General features: G+C 39.8%; 16 protein-coding genes and 1 pseudogene. 7 read left to right on the top strand and 10 right to left on the bottom strand.

All coding sequences use genetic code 11. The features are described from left to right. The first annotated feature begins 35 nt into the window (after window positions 1–35). From ABD930_RS00840 to ABD930_RS00830, 3 genes are all read left to right on the top strand, one after another. On the top strand, window positions 36–176 hold the full coding sequence (locus tag ABD930_RS00840) for a hypothetical protein (RefSeq protein WP_345229778.1): 141 nt from the start codon (window positions 36–38) through the stop codon (window positions 174–176). A gap of 132 nt (window positions 177–308) precedes the next feature. Beyond that, window positions 309–1745, top strand: coding sequence for a mannitol dehydrogenase family protein (locus ABD930_RS00835; protein WP_345229777.1), 1437 nt, complete (start codon window positions 309–311; stop codon window positions 1743–1745). Window positions 1746–1772: 27 nt separating this feature from the next. Next, window positions 1773–3104, top strand: coding sequence for an MFS transporter (locus tag ABD930_RS00830; protein ID WP_345229776.1), 1332 nt, complete (start codon window positions 1773–1775; stop codon window positions 3102–3104). Window positions 3105–3237: 133 nt separating this feature from the next. On the opposite strand, the gene ABD930_RS00825 is transcribed toward ABD930_RS00830, so the two are convergent. After that, on the bottom strand, window positions 3238–3759 hold the full coding sequence (locus ABD930_RS00825; RefSeq protein WP_345229775.1) for a hypothetical protein: 522 nt from the start codon (window positions 3757–3759) through the stop codon (window positions 3238–3240). A 239-nt stretch (window positions 3760–3998) separates the two neighbouring features. Here ABD930_RS00825 and ABD930_RS00820 point away from each other — a divergent pair, with 239 nt between their 5' ends. From ABD930_RS00820 to ABD930_RS00810, 3 genes are all read left to right on the top strand, one after another. Continuing rightward, entirely contained in the window at window positions 3999–4355 is a 357-nt protein-coding gene (locus ABD930_RS00820; protein WP_345229774.1) for a DUF4260 domain-containing protein, read from the top strand. Between the two features lie 95 nt (window positions 4356–4450). Then, window positions 4451–5734, top strand: a complete 1284-nt coding sequence (locus tag ABD930_RS00815; protein ID WP_345229773.1) for a hypothetical protein — start codon at window positions 4451–4453, stop codon at window positions 5732–5734. A gap of 76 nt (window positions 5735–5810) precedes the next feature. Further along, window positions 5811–6560 (top strand): SDR family NAD(P)-dependent oxidoreductase, encoded by a 750-nt coding sequence (locus ABD930_RS00810; RefSeq protein ID WP_345229772.1) that lies wholly within the window; start codon window positions 5811–5813, stop codon window positions 6558–6560. Window positions 6561–6653: 93 nt separating this feature from the next. On the opposite strand, the gene ABD930_RS00805 is transcribed toward ABD930_RS00810, so the two are convergent. Both ABD930_RS00805 and ABD930_RS00800 read right to left on the bottom strand, forming a co-directional pair. Beyond that, on the bottom strand, window positions 6654–7916 hold the full coding sequence (locus tag ABD930_RS00805) for an MFS transporter (RefSeq protein WP_345229771.1): 1263 nt from the start codon (window positions 7914–7916) through the stop codon (window positions 6654–6656). Between the two features lie 325 nt (window positions 7917–8241). Further along, entirely contained in the window at window positions 8242–8820 is a 579-nt protein-coding gene (locus ABD930_RS00800; RefSeq protein WP_345229770.1) for a GNAT family N-acetyltransferase, read from the bottom strand. Between the two features lie 281 nt (window positions 8821–9101). On the opposite strand from ABD930_RS00800, the gene ABD930_RS00795 reads away from it, so the two are divergent. Next, window positions 9102–10286: an ATP-binding protein gene (locus ABD930_RS00795; RefSeq protein WP_345229769.1), complete on the top strand. Its 1185-nt coding sequence runs from the start codon at window positions 9102–9104 to the stop codon at window positions 10284–10286. Between the two features lie 126 nt (window positions 10287–10412). Here the strand turns inward: ABD930_RS00795 and ABD930_RS00790 are convergent, their stop codons facing one another. The 7 genes and pseudogenes from ABD930_RS00790 to ABD930_RS00760 form a co-directional block, all read right to left on the bottom strand. Continuing rightward, window positions 10413–11558 carry an alpha/beta hydrolase gene (locus ABD930_RS00790; protein WP_345229768.1) on the bottom strand — a complete coding sequence of 382 codons (1146 nt, stop codon included), beginning with the start codon at window positions 11556–11558 and terminating at the stop codon, window positions 10413–10415. 24 nt (window positions 11559–11582) lie between these two features. Then, the gene (locus ABD930_RS00785; RefSeq protein ID WP_345229767.1) at window positions 11583–12704 is read right to left on the bottom strand and encodes a Fic family protein; all 1122 of its coding nucleotides are present in this window, start codon (window positions 12702–12704) and stop codon (window positions 11583–11585) included. Window positions 12705–13010: 306 nt separating this feature from the next. Then, window positions 13011–13151, bottom strand: coding sequence for a hypothetical protein (locus ABD930_RS00780; protein ID WP_345229766.1), 141 nt, complete (start codon window positions 13149–13151; stop codon window positions 13011–13013). An 8-nt stretch (window positions 13152–13159) separates the two neighbouring features. After that, entirely contained in the window at window positions 13160–13813 is a 654-nt protein-coding gene (locus tag ABD930_RS00775; protein WP_345229765.1) for a carboxypeptidase regulatory-like domain-containing protein, read from the bottom strand. Window positions 13814–13999: 186 nt separating this feature from the next. Beyond that, window positions 14000–14449: an SRPBCC domain-containing protein gene (locus ABD930_RS00770; protein ID WP_345229764.1), complete on the bottom strand. Its 450-nt coding sequence runs from the start codon at window positions 14447–14449 to the stop codon at window positions 14000–14002. Window positions 14450–14475: 26 nt separating this feature from the next. Continuing rightward, window positions 14476–14703 (bottom strand): P-loop NTPase family protein, encoded by a 228-nt coding sequence (locus ABD930_RS00765; RefSeq protein ID WP_345229763.1) that lies wholly within the window; start codon window positions 14701–14703, stop codon window positions 14476–14478. Window positions 14704–14796: 93 nt separating this feature from the next. Next, a pseudogene (locus ABD930_RS00760) lies at window positions 14797–15040 on the bottom strand (IS4 family transposase); the annotation flags it as partial.

Genomic DNA, 15040 nt, shown 5'->3' with positions numbered 1-15040 from the left:
CAATGTGAATGGCAAGTTTTTTGTAATTACAAACTATGGATAAGCAAATCAAAGAAGAATATGTGGTTGGATATTTTGCGTTTCATCAGTGGGGGCTCTCTCATGCTACTAGTGCCATATTAAATTTAATGGCCTTCATTTTTTTGATTTTAGCCCTTATGCAAGAAAATGGCTAATCTGTAATTCTTAAAAAACATTTTAAACCTATAAACATTATTTTTAGATTAGTAAACGCTAGGTGATCATCATTGAGATGTCTCGCCGTTGTGTTGAAATTGACTCAACAAACCAATTAATAAGCAGTTAAGATGAATATTATTTCCTATACGTATCCCCCAGACCAGATTAAAACAGGCATTGTTCATATTGGCGTCGGCAACTTCCATCGGGCGCATCAGCAGTATTACATCAATCGATTATTAGCAGATAGCGACCAGCAAACTTGGGGCATATGTGGCATTTGCTTATTGCCATCCGATCAGCAAATTGTCGAAAATCTCCGGTCGCAAGACCTGAAGTATAGTCTTACCGTTTTCGGAAGAGATGGCCAAGATGAATGTTATCACATTGGATCCCTGGGCGCGTTAATTTGGGGCATCGAAGAACCAGCGGCAGTTATCGAAAAAATTGCCGACCCCTCCATTAAAATAATGACGCTGACCATTACTGAAGGTGGTTATAACTTAATTAAAGAAAGTAATCGATTTAACCTCGATGATGAAAAAATCAAACAAGACCTTGCCCATCCGGATCAACCCAGCACCGTATTCGGTTTTGTCGCTGCCGGGCTACGTCAACGTCGGGCCAATAAGCATGGAGGTCTTACCATCCTATCGTGCGACAACCTACAGCATAATGGAAATACAGCAAAAGAAGCTTTTCTGTCCTTTATACAGGCACAAGATCCGCTGCTAGCCCAATGGGTAAGCGCCAACGTCACCTTCCCCAACAGCATGGTAGACCGCATCACACCGGCCACCACGGCCCAAGATGTCAACAAACTGAATAAGTTGAGCGGATTAGACGATAAAGCGCCCGTTTATTGCGAAGATTTTTGCCAATGGGTCATCGAAGATAACTTCGTAGCAGGCAGGCCTGCCTTAGAACGTGTAGGCGTAGCATTTACTAAGGACGTTACGGTCTATGAAAACATGAAGCTAAGCCTTTTAAATGCATCCCATGTGTTACTGTCTTATCCTTCTTTCCTTAAAGGTTATCGCAAAGTAGATGAAGCCATGCAGGATGAAGCTATTGTTCGGTACATCCGTCAATTCATGGATATGGATATCACCCCCTATGTACCTGCACCTCCCCATACCGATCTCGATGCGTATAAACAAACCCTCCTTGAACGTTTTGCCAATAAGTCTGTAAGCGACCAAGTGAGCCGTTTATGTTTTGATGGTATTTCCAAATTTCCGGTATACCTCATGCCCAACCTTGCCAAGATGGTGCGCGACCAAAAAGACCTTAGCCGCGTTGCTTTTTTGTTCGCTTCTTATAGACACTATCTAAAATATCAAATAGATGAAAAGGGAAATTCTTTTGAAATTGCCGAGCCTTGGTTAACGGCAGCCGATAAAAAGTTCATCGCCAGTGACGATCCAATCGATTTTTTGAATCTTTCGGCCTTCCAAAGTGTAGCGCTAAAAACAGCAGCTCACTTTGTCTCTCTATTCACCAGCATGGTAAATAACATAAAAGAAAAAGGCATCACCCTTGCATTGAACGCCATCCTTCATTAATTGCAGACGCAAAACCTGACAACGTATATGACATCAACAACGCAAAAAGTCTCTCTGCTGCCCTTCCTCATCGTTACCTTTATCTATTTTCTCGTCGGCTTCTTAACCACTGTTAACGAACAATTACAGGCACCCTTACAATTTACCTTTTTGCAGCATGCCGGTCAGCTCAAGAACACGTTAACAACCCTCATTTCTTTCTTTTTCTTTTTAGGTTACTTAATTAACGGTACACTTGGCAGTAAATGGGTGAATGCTTTCGGTTATAAAAAGACCATTTTACGCGGCTTATTGTTCATGATTTCCGGTTTGTGTACCTACCTACTGTCGTCGCTAGTTGGCTATCAATATCCCGATATCAGCCTACATCACGGCGATGCAAGTATTCCCGCCGGTTTTTTCATTTTTCTATTGGGATCTTATCTGATGGGAACCGCTGCTGCCGTTATCCAAGTGGTTGTTAATCCCTATGTGGCTTCATACGAACTTTCCGGTACGCAACCCGTACAACGCTTAAACATCACCACGGCCATCAATTCCATCGGAACAACCTCTGCACCATTTTTTGTAACGGCGATTATTTTCAGCGGGATATCCATAGAAAACATACACATTCAGCAGTTGATTATCCCCTTTATGCTCATTATTTGCTGTATAGGTGTGGTGTATTTCATTACCCGCAAACTGCATATACCCGATATTGCTCATACTCGTGCATCAGCGGGAGAAAAGCTGGAAAGAAGCATTTGGTCGTTTCGGCATTTTGCTTTAGGAGTGCTGGCCATCTTTTTCTATGTAGGAACGGAAGTAGCCATTGGTGCCAACATCAACCTACATGCGTTTGAGCTCATGCGTAGTGGCCATCCTATTACCTTTTTCGGAAAAACCGATATGGTATTCGGCAATATCGACCTCGGAATACATGCCTTACTTTCAACGCTTTATTGGGGTGGATTCCTTGTAGGGCGATCCATATCGAGCTTCTTCAGTCATATCTCCGCTCGGGCACAGCTTACCGCCACCACTCTACTGGCCACCGCATTAGCGCTAACCAGTATGATGACACAAAACCTATGGTTTTTGGTGGCCATTGGTCTATTACATTCGTCTATGTGGAGCTGCATTTATTCGCTGGCTATTAAAGGACTTAACCAATATACCTCCAAAGCTTCCGGTGTTTTTATATCCGCTGTTTTCGGTGGAGCGGTCTTCACCCTGATACAAGGTGGACTGGCCGATCTATTGGGGTCTTGGCGCTGGACTTGGATGTTGACGGTTGTGTGTGAGTTATTGATGCTTTATTACGCTTTGTTTGGATCACGGATACGGGAAAAGGATCGGTTAGAACAGGTAGAATGAAACCTGCACCGAAATTCGTATAACATTTTTTATAAATTAAAGTTCCCGAATCGATTTCAGCGTATTGATATTTAAAGTCTATTGCGATGAATGATTTATACCTTATACGATGTTACAGATATAATATGAATCCTTACAGACCATGCTCTTCGTTGAAACGAACGAGGATCGTATGCATTTTGTTATCTTTGTCGAATACTTCCTGGAATAATTGCTGCTTTTCCTTTGACAATTCCAGGATTTTATCTTGTGCCATCCTTACTTTTGCGGTGTCATCGCTATAGGCTATTACTTGTTGTGCAATTTCCGCTCTATCGGCCATATGTAAGGTCTTTAGCGCTTGGTAATAGTTAATAGCTGCTACTTGTAGAGAATCTCCCCATTTCACTCCTTCTACAGGGAGGGACGATGTTTTCTTTATCAAGCTATCAAATTGCCGTTCCTGTTTATCAATCGCTGCCAATGCCCCTTCAAAATCCTTATTTATCAAACAATTTAGTTTCTCTTCTTCTGCACCTCCCTCACTGATCATAATATTTTTCAGCTGTTCGTCATTAGCAGAGATTGCATCCTTCAAATCAATTGCCTGCTGTGATTTACACGACGCGAAAAATATTAATATAGCAATAGCAACGATTCGTTTTATCTTTATCATGGTGTTACTGTTTTGTAATATCCTACAAAACAAACTTACGAAATCTGTTCATCATAACATATGAAGATCGCTTATCTAGTAGAAGACATTGTTAGACGGTATTGCGTTGGCATTAATGAATCGTATTACAACAAGCTCATGCACGGAATCTGACAAAAAACTCCCCTTAGGTTTGTCATCGGCTTGGCAAAGCACTATCTTTAGTGCTAAGCTTACATCAAATTACCATAATGCGAACAATGAATAACCTATTAAAGCTAGAAGAGCTAGGGCAGCTTTTTCTTTCTATATTCCTATTCAGTCAATTAGACTACAGCTGGTGGGTTTTTCCTGCCTGTTTATTGTTGCCTGACCTTTCCATGATAGGGTATTTGGCCAATCCTCAAATAGGCGCCGGGTTCTATAACGCTTTTCATCACAAATTCGTGGCTATTATCATTTTGTTTTTGGGATATTGGTTCAATAACCAAGCACTCGCCTTATCTGGGATTATTTTATTTGGACATTCCGCTATGGACCGGGCTCTTGGTTACGGACTAAAATTTAGTGATGATTTTAAACATACCCATCTGGGTTGGATCGGAAAGAAGAGTTAATAGACTTTTAACGGATATACGATGAATAGACCATGAACATTATTTTTAAACTAAAAATTTAGTTGTATCTTTACTCAAGATCAATACCGTTCATTATGCTCATCAATAGCTTTTCTTTTTTGTTTGTTTTGGCTATACACTGCTACGTACATTCGTGTACGGCACAAACTATCCCCTCAGACAATGTTCCTTTCACGCAGGATTCTATTACCAAATACCTCCAAAAGGCGAACACCGATCCAATGACGCACATTTTAAAGAGCTATGAAGCAAGTAGCCATAATTACCTAGTTCCTTATTACCTAAGTCGGCATACCAAAATTGATTCAACCGATCAGGCATTATATTACGCGAATAGAACCATGCTCACTACCTTTAGTTCTTTTGTAGGAGATGTAAAAGCCAATGAAAGCACTTATATTGATCCCCATCAGGAGGACATCGAAATTCCTGTTGATACGAACTATATTGCGGTAGATGCGATAGAAGAACTAGCTTCCGTTGCCAAAAAGCATCAGGTGATCATGCTGAATGAATCGCATATTGATCCTCGCGGGCGGCTTTTTCTGATGAACTTACTACCTACTCTAAAAGCGGCAGGTTTTACCTACTTATTTATGGAAGGCTTGCGTGAAGACGGTATTAATGAAAGAGGTTTTCCGCTGCAAACTTCGGGATTTTATACCTCCGAACCGATGTATGGCAATCTGATCCGTAAGGCCATTCAGTTAGGGTTTAAACTGGTTCCCTACGATTGCTATCAGGATCCTTGCGATGGCGCACCCTCGCGCGAGCAACACCAGGCAACAGTCATTTACGAAACCTTAAAAAAACATCCGCAGGCGAAAGCCATTGTATATGCCGGACATGGTCATATTACAAAAGATCCCGAAAGAAACTGGATGGCTTATCGGTTTAAAACGTTGAGCGGTATCGATCCCTTTTGCATTAACCAAGCCATCAATAGTGAAACACCAGCACTGTTCCGTCAGCTTAGAAAAACCATAACTAAACCGGTTATCTATAAAAATAGCAGCACAAATACCTATCAAAAATTTAGTCAAACAAAAGTAAAATCGGATGTCACGGTAGTATTTCCTAATACGGAATGGATTGGTGGCCAGTATGCCAGGTGGCTGTTTCACAGTGGCAAAAAACCATATAAGCTAACGCTTAACGGGCAAAAGTATACACAATCGCTTTTATCCATTGTTAAATGCCATGAATTTGATCAATACGGTACATTGACCGTTCCAGTTATGAATATAGTTCTTCAACAAATAGCTCCAACTGAAATTTTTTTAGATAAAGGAAGCTATTATTTGCGGGTAATCGATCTATATGGAAAAGAGTTGCATAAGGAAAAAATTACGTTATGAATTTACCATTACGCCCATGAACAATTGCAGCCAGCTACGTGTTATACTGGTATACGATAAATAAAAAATTACAAGCATGAGTATTTTAAAAGATAAAGTCGCTTATGTGACTGGATCAGGTTCTGGTATTGGGAAAGCAATTGCATTACGTTATGCAAAAGAAGGCGCAAAAGTGGTCATTTCTGATGTAAATGACGAGCACGGCCAAGCTGTGGTAGCAGAAATAACCAATAATGGTGGAGACGCCATCTATGTTCGGGCAGATACTGCCGTACCGGAAGATGTTGAAAACCTCGTAAACAAAACGGTTGCGCAGTACGGTCGACTAGACATTGCCTGTAACAATGCCGGTATTGGAGGAGAAGCCAATCTTGGGGCGGATATGAGCATCGAAGGTTGGAAGAAAATTATTGACATCAACCTCCACGGAGTATTTTACGGTTGCAAATATGCAACGGCCCAAATGCTGAAAAACGGAGGAGGTGCCATTGTCAATGTAGGTTCTATCCATAGCATTACGGCAGTACCACAGTCGGTTGGCTATGCAGCGTCCAAGCATGCCGTTTTAGGGCTTACACGCAACTTCGGGGTGGAATATGCCGCTCAAAATATCCGCGTGAATGCCGTAGGGCCTGGCTATATCGACACACCATTACTTGATCAGTTGGATGCAGAGAAGAAACAAGCTTTAGTAGGTAAGCATCCAATCGGTCGACTTGGAAAAGCAGAAGAAGTAGCCAACCTTGTCTTGTTCTTAAGTGCGGATACGTCGACCTTTATTAACGGAAGTTATTACACCATTGATGGCGGCTATACCGCAATATAAAGATGGGTGAATTGCCGTGATGCTGTTAAAACTTAGCGGTGACGAGCAGTACCCGCACCTGAGCCGGATTAGAAGGACTGAAATTGGCAAGAATTAATCCAATTGTTTTTTAAGGTCCGGCTCTAAATCTAATTTTCTAAATGCAGGTAATCCCACACCTGTAGCCACTACGGTGACTAAGGTCATGCTAGCACCAAAAATCACGGAGGTCACGGTGCCCATCAAGCGTGCTGTGAGGCCACTCTCAAAGGCTCCTAATTCATTGGATGATCCTACAAATATTGCATTTACAGAAGCGACCCTACCCCGCATAGCATCCGGTGTTCGTAGTTGTAAAATCGTATCTCGAATGATCATCGAAATACCGTCTGTTACGCCACTAAAGAACAAAGCCGCAACAGAAAGCCAAAAGTTGGTAGACATGCCAAAAACTAAAATCGATACACCAAAACCAAAAACTACCGATAGTAGCTTCATGCCAGCATTTTTATACAAAGGGAAGTAGGCAGATACCACCATGATCAAGGAGGTACCCACTGCCGGTGCCGCACGTAATATACCGAATCCCTCCGACCCTACTTTTAAAATATCTTGGGCAAAGACCGGCAAAATGGCCACTGCACCACCAAACAATACTGCAATCATATCCAGTGTGATTGCGCCTAAGACGGATTTTTCGCGGAATACAAAGTGTAACCCTTCACTTAAGCTACTCCAAACCGATTGGTCTGTATTCTTATTCACTATCGGTTTTTTACCAATACCGGTTAAGGTAATTAAAGCCAACAGAGAAAAGCCAAATATGACACACATAGACCAGTGAACACCAATTAAGCCAATGGTAAAACCACCTAAAGCAGGGCCTAATACGCGGGCCAATTGTCCTGCAGTACTGTTCCAGGTAGCGCCATTTGGGTACAATCTTCTCGGAAGAATAAATGCCATGAGCGAAAATACGGTAGGCCCTATAAAAGCCCTTACAAAACCTCCCATGAAAACCAATATATAAATACCGATGAGCACCTTATTGGGAGAAAGGTCTGCCACAACCCTTGGCCAAGTCAATAAAAACAATCCCAAACTAACCAGCGAAAAGCCGGTAATGCAGTTCATCAATAATGTTCGATTATCTTTTCTATCCGCTACATGCCCGGCAAAGAGTGCCATAAGCACGGCGGGGATTACCTCTAAGAGTCCGATATACCCTAAGGCCAAAGGAGATTTCGTGATATTATAAACCTCCCATTCAATCACCACGAATTGCATAGACCACGCAAATACGATGGCAAAACGTACGAGGAGAAAGCGATTAAATTCTGGGTATTTAAAAGACGCGTAGGGTTCTGCGTTAGCCATGCTGAAAATTTGTTCAAACCTAGTAAAAATGAAGCATATTTAGTAATTTAATCTCTCTAGTTCACAATAGGATAAAAAAGATCAGCTATATCTATTGAGGAAACCGAGCAGACAAGCTTTAAGTCTGGTTTTACAGGGCTAAACCATTAGGGTCAGCAACCAACTCGCAGTTATCATGCTTAGTGCCGGTAGAGGACAAATGCTTTACAATAACTCCCTTGGTTCAAAGCTTCTGCCGCCTTGCCGATTAGGGTATCGTAGTTTTGAGCAAAAGCTATTTGTACCATCGAAAAAAAATAAATGCACACAGAATCTTCATCGTAGCCTATTTCAAGTAATTTTTATTGCCCGTGCGATATTGGAGATGTTCCATACATTTTCCCGCTAATGTCTTTTCACCCACCTTTTCAAATCCTAAATTCAGATACAGCTTTTTGGCTTTCGGATTATCCTTATCCACCAATAATCCAAGGGTTTCCTTTCTATTAAATACATATTCGTTTATCAGAAATTGGAATATTGTGGAACCAATTCCCTGGCCTTGCCGGTTTGGGTTCACCCCGATACTGTCTATATAATATTCGCCTGCTTGCGTCTCATCTTCGAGATGGAAATCGATGTTAAACATGGATTTAATTTCCCTAATTACCGTTTCCTTAAGTTGGTGCAGTTTAGCTCCGTCATACACGATCACACTTCCTGCAATTCCATTTTCGTCTTCCGCTACCCAACAGTTTTCATATGAATACTGATTGCCTTTTCCCCGTGCCAACTTCTCCAACAATTGAATGGCCCCTTCTTTGGAATCTCCACCTGTAAAATGATACATTAACTCATCCATTGCCAATAAAATATGGGATACAATGATCTTAAATTCTTCAGGCTTTGCTTTTCTGATTACCATTTTCTATGTTGATTATCCATCGTATCTAAATTCATCCATTGTGCCCTCCCCACCTAATCTGTAAGGTTTCCCGCTTTCTTATGAGGTGAACAATCTTTTTCGATTAACAAAGATAATGGAGTTCTTGAAATACGAAAAGGTGATGGACATGAAACTATTACTCTTACAAAATATTCTATTCTAGCTGTCTCTGAATAACCAGGAGCCATCACTGTTCATTATTTTGGATTTACTCAATATATTGAGTAATTTTACTCAACGTATTGAGTAAATTAAAAGTAATGTTCGAAAGACCTTATTTACAGACACTTGAAAAAAGGACAAATGAACCTAGAAGATTCATTCAAGTACTGATGGGCCCCCGCCAGGTTGGTAAAACCACACTGGTTATGCAACTCACAAAAAAAATAACTACACCCTATTTATTTGTTTCAGCCGATGCTGTACCTGCTTCTGATAAGAGCTGGCTTTCAGCGCAATGGGACGCCGCGCGTATACAAATGCAGCGGAAGGAAAGTCCTGATTTTTTGTTGATTATCGATGAAATCCAAAAAATAGACAATTGGAGCGAAACAGTTAAATTACTTTGGGATACAGACACCCGGACAAATACCAATCTAAAAGTTATCTTATTAGGTTCCTCCCGTTTACTTCTCCAACGAGGATTAACCGAATCATTAGCCGGAAGATTTGAAACAAGCTACATGGGGCATTGGTCTTTCACCGAGATGCATCAAGCCTTCGGTTGGACTGCCGATGAATATGCTTGGTATGGTGGTTATCCAGGCTCGGCTAGCTTGATTTCCGATGAAGAACGTTGGAAACAATATGTCGTCGGTTCATTGATTGAAACCAGCATTTCGAAAGACATATTAATGCTTACCCGCGTAGATAAACCCGCACTAATGAAGCGATTATTTGAAATTGGATGCAATTATTCCGGTCAGATACTCTCGTACACCAAAATCATGGGGCAGCTACTAGATGCTGGTAACACTACAACTCTCGCGCATTATCTTACCCTACTCGATACTGCTGGTTTATTGAGTGGATTGGAAAAATTCGATAGCAAACTGATACGCAAACGGTCATCCAGTCCCAAATTTCAAGTGCACAATACCGCTCTTATCAGTGCGCAGCGGGCAGAAACATTTCAAGAAATACGACCTCGTTCCGATGCTTGGGGAAGAATAGTTGAATCGGTCATCGGTGCCTACCTCGTTAATAGCGCTTATGTTTCTGGTTTTCAGGTCTATTATTGGCGTGAAGGAAACCATGAGGTGGATTTCGTTTTGGAATATCGGGGTAAAGTAGTCGGTATAGAGGTAAAGAGTGGACAGGCGCAAACGACCTCTGGAATGCAAGTTTTTCAGAAAACCCAAAAGCCCGATCGGGTTCTGTTAGTAGGCGATAGCAGTTTGCCCTGGCAGGAATTTCTGCAACTTGATATCAGCACCTTGTTTTAGTGTATCCGGCATAAGGTTAGTTGTACAGATTATTTATTGTACTTATCGTATACACTTCGTTAATATCTAAATAATGTGTTTCTCACACACAGCTCATGGTTAATAAAATGAGTGTGCTAAAACAGGTTATCTTGATAACAGCTCCCCAAAGAACTTATCCAAAATTTGGATACCTTTTTCCGGTTCATAAATAAACCCGTGGCCTCCTGTTTCTATTGTTTGAAAATGCCAATCTTTCGCAACTGATTTAGTTGTATTATATATTTCAAGCACCTTATTATATGGATAAACATCATCATCTTTGGCATTAATACTATAAAATGGTTTTCCTTGAGCCAAGTTTTTAAAGCGTATCTCTTCTATTTTCAGCTTTGGTAGCGCAGAAATTGCAAAGAAACCTTTAAACCTATTGATGTTTTGTGAGGCAAACCAAAAAGCAGCGGTACCTCCATTGGACATTCCTCCTAGATAAACGTTCTTTAAGTCAACATTATATACCTGTTCGACTTGGTCAAGTACAGTATAAATATTTTTAAAAGCTTTTTCTTGACCTACCCATCCAAAATCCTTTTTACCAAAAGGATAAACAACAATAGCATTAAATTTCTCTCCAATTGAAAAAATAGGTTCATTTGCAAACTCAGGATCCTTGTGCATAAAGTCATCTAAACTGACCACTCCACCGTGCAAAAAGACAATTGTTTTGGTTGGCGCTAGTCTATTATATGTTTTCGGTACATATACAAGATAAGGCACATGAAGACTATCAACTTTTGTAAAATATAAGGCAAATCCACTATTAGGTTTGTTGAATTTACGATTCCCTTTGGGTTGAATAGCATTTACATAGATGGTATTTAGCCATTCATCAGCTTTTTTGAGCTTTTTTGATTCCTGGTCAGAAAATGACTTTTTCATCTTAGAAATAAATAACAGCCATTCAGTATAGTCATGAAGCTTGAATAAACTGCTATCTTTCTCAATATAAGGAATATCTTCTTTTGCCAGTCCAAGTCCTTTTATCTGTGCCTTGGATAACCACAAAAGTGCTTGTTTATCATCATTACAGTTGGTTGCAGAAATTGCGGCTGCATAATAATCATAAGGTGTTACTTTTGTAGAATCTACTAGAGCGGTTTTAAAAATATCAAATGCTTTACAATAATTCCTTTGGTTCAAAGCTTCTGCTGCCCGGCCAATTAGGGCATCATAGTTTTGAGCAAAAGCTATTTGTACCATCGAGAAAAAAACAAATGCAAACAGAATTTTCATAATAGCTTAAGTCTTAACAGCGATTTATTCCGATAAAATACGGTAAAGCTCTAAATTCAGATAATAGGCACTTCCCGATATCATTCGCTTTTCTAATACGCCAAGCATAGTAAGTTCATCCAAATATTTCCTAGCCGTATTCTCAGCATAATATTGAAGATCTGTAAGATGTCTTACTCGGGTAAAAGGTTGAGTGAAGAGTGCATTTACCAAAAGTTCCGGTCTGTTAATACCCCCATGTTGTACTATAGCTTCCAAAATTGCATCCTTCGCTCCAATAATATCATTAATTTTATTGTAGGTAAGATTTGAAGTAACTTCAACTGTCTTTAACATAAAGAGCAACCAATCCTTCCAGTTACCACGCTGCGTAACGCCCGAGAGTCCAGCATAATATTCATCTTTATGTTCCATAATATAACGGCTCATAAACAGTATTGGATAATCAAGTAAGTCTTTCTTTGTAAGATAGTGAATATTAAAAATACGACCTGTTCGGCCATTCCCATCCCTAAAAGGATGAATTGCTTCAAACTGAAAGTGACCTATAGCCATTTTTAGCAATGGATCTATTTGATAACGGTCATCATCATTTAGAAAATCAATCAGATTTTTTAATTTTGATTCAACAATCCCTTTTCCTCTAGGGGGCGTATAATGAGCTTTACCAGCATTAGGCCCACTCCCTCCTTCTTTGATGTAAATTTGTGCGACAGGCGGCCTGATACCATCATTAAATTGACTTACCACACGGTATATTTTGATGAAATACTCCTCGTCAAATCTGGGTACATCACGAAGATACTCATATCCTGTCCATAATGCTTCACGATAATTTAAAATCTCTTTAGCTGGACCTTGTAGTTGTTTAAATTGCTGTTCACTATAGGCTTTATAAAGTTCATCATCTGTTGTGAATATATTTTCAATAGCACTTGATGCTTTCGCTTCCTGTAAACTAATAGAATTAATTAGCAAACCTTGATTTGGTATAGCAATACTTCGTCCTTGTAAACGTCCTAGTGCAGCCTTCGTATTACCAAGTTGTTCGTATATTTCAATCGATTGGTAAAGTCCGGATGCTATAGGCAGTTCTGGTAAATTGTTCCATGGTTTTGTTCTGTCAGGATTAATTGGATAAGCCATGCAACAAATATAGCAAAAAATCAGTTGATTCACCTTAAAAATCAACAGTTTTTAAGGTGATATAACGATCTCGCCTCAAAATAATCAAGCTTATATCTAGCTACCTCAAAAACAAGTTATTTTTAAGGTCAACATCTATGTTGACCTTAAAATAGTTATCTACCCTATCACATACCTTAAAAAATAACTATTTTTAAGGTATAATGGTAAGAAATCTTTTCTCACATAAAAGTTTTAACAGCGATTTATTTGGATAAAACACGATATGAACATAAATTACCGTTCATGATTTGCAGAATTGTTTCTTTACAGCTGGTAAGCAAATTGAATGGCTTCTAACTCGTTTGAAGGAGCGGTAGATCGATAAAATTCTACGGCATGATGATCTACTTTATCAGCCTGAACAAATACTTCTGCATATTTTTTTGCCCTGCAATATTCGTTCAAGCTTGTTATCAGCGAGCTGCCAATCCCTTGGCGTTGATTACCTCAATAGCACTGATAGAAGCAGAAGACGTTCCGCGTAGTAAATTAGTTAGATCCTTTTGTGAGAGGTAGGTTTGTTTGCCATTGAGGAGTACCGTGACCCCTTGCTTGCCACGTAAGCTCAAATTGCCGTCATTATCAACCATGACACCCGGCGCACGCTCTAAAACTTCCATGGCGGTATTGCCCTCTGCCAGTATACTATTTTCTACATTCATCACAAGGCGGTCGGCTTTTTGTTCTATCAAAGGCTTTTTGGAGGTTATCGTCACCGCCTCTAATAAGGTATTCCTTTCCAACAAAAGCACTTCTCCTAAATCATACGTGCGCTGTTGACTTGTTAAAACGATGGCCTCATGCCGATAGTCTTCATAACCCAAATTACTGATTTGGAGGATATAACTACCTAGAGGAACTTTCAATAGGAAAAAACCGTTTGAATCGGTTACTGCTGTTTTAACCTTTTTGTTGCCTTCATTATCTTCCAATAACAAAATATTGGCGAGTGCCAGGGGCCCGCTGGCGTCTACTACTTTGGCTTTTATTTGTCCGTTTGATTGGGCAAAAAGAGATAGAGTGCTAAAAGATAATAAAAAAACGAGAGTGGCTCTATAGATAAACATAACGATTTATTAAGAATAATTTTAAATAAGGCAAATGTAAGAGAATAAATGCGTGTAAAACAACGCAAGACGGATTATTTTAACCGCGAAAAGCTATCCTTGTATTATTACCTCCGTGGCGGGACTACGGACTTCTCTCTGCTAGATTATTGGAAATACAGATCAGGAATTTGTTTCATTTATTCCTTATTGGAACATGAAATCAAATGCGCCTGTCCGGAGATTAATGTTATACTCGAGATAGGCTTTTAAACAGGCTAGGAAGTTAGCCCACCCCTCTGTTTGGCGCATCATGGTTAATACCCCTTCTTCGTCATGGTTCATCTCGTGTTCCACAATTTTAACGATGGTAGCATCTTTTCCGAATGGCGTTAAGTTGATTTCGACTAGCTGGTTAGCTTTGCCACCGCTCCAATCAAATGAAATATAGGTATGGGGAATAATCTTTTTTCCTGTGACTGGAAATTTATCTGGGAACTCAGGAAAATTCCACTCAACAGTCTTTTCAGTTTCTAGACGCCCTGTAGATGACTTAATAAAATAGTGGTTTATTTTATTAGGATCTACAATAGCTTCAAAAACCTCATTGATGGGTTTCTGAATTTGAATACTCGCTTTGGCGGTTAGTTTTTCCATTCCTTGAAGATTGGGTTATAACAAACTTACATAAATTGTTGTATAATATGCAATTTAACCACAAATTTGTTTTGTTTTGCTTCCCATTCTTCTTTGGATGATTTGACCCAATTCGGTTTCCAGTATTCTTTATCTAGATGGATGATAGGCAGTGCCAGTAACTTTCCCAATTGCTTTGAAAGGGTTGTTTTATCCGCTCCACAGGAGCCTATTATCATAATCCTATTGCCCAAATCCATATTCATTACGCTCATAGTGGCAAATTAATAAATTGACCTTGAATTTANAAAAAAAGGTTATTTGTTTTCTATTGCACGATGTTTTTCTGTTTAATGCCGATAGCATGGTCATGTCTGAAAGATATTTAACTGATTTTGATCTCCCAATGTTAACTTATTCCAGTTTACGTTTGGATTATCCAGGAACTTAAAGAGATTGATGTAAGTTAAAGCGTGGTTCCTGATAAAGGATACCATGTTTGAAAAGGCCCATCTACGTTCTGTCCTTTCTTTAATTACCAGTAGGATGAGCTGTGCGATCAGGGATACCCAGATCTGGATCTCGATGGCATTCTGGGATTCCCCAAGGAAG

Origin of the sequence: Olivibacter ginsenosidimutans (genome assembly GCF_039542865.1) — a bacterium.
Classification (GTDB): Bacteria; Bacteroidota; Bacteroidia; order Sphingobacteriales; family Sphingobacteriaceae; genus Olivibacter; species Olivibacter ginsenosidimutans.
The sequence above is the reverse complement of the archived record's forward strand: the minus strand, read 5'-3'. Positions and strand labels throughout refer to the sequence as shown.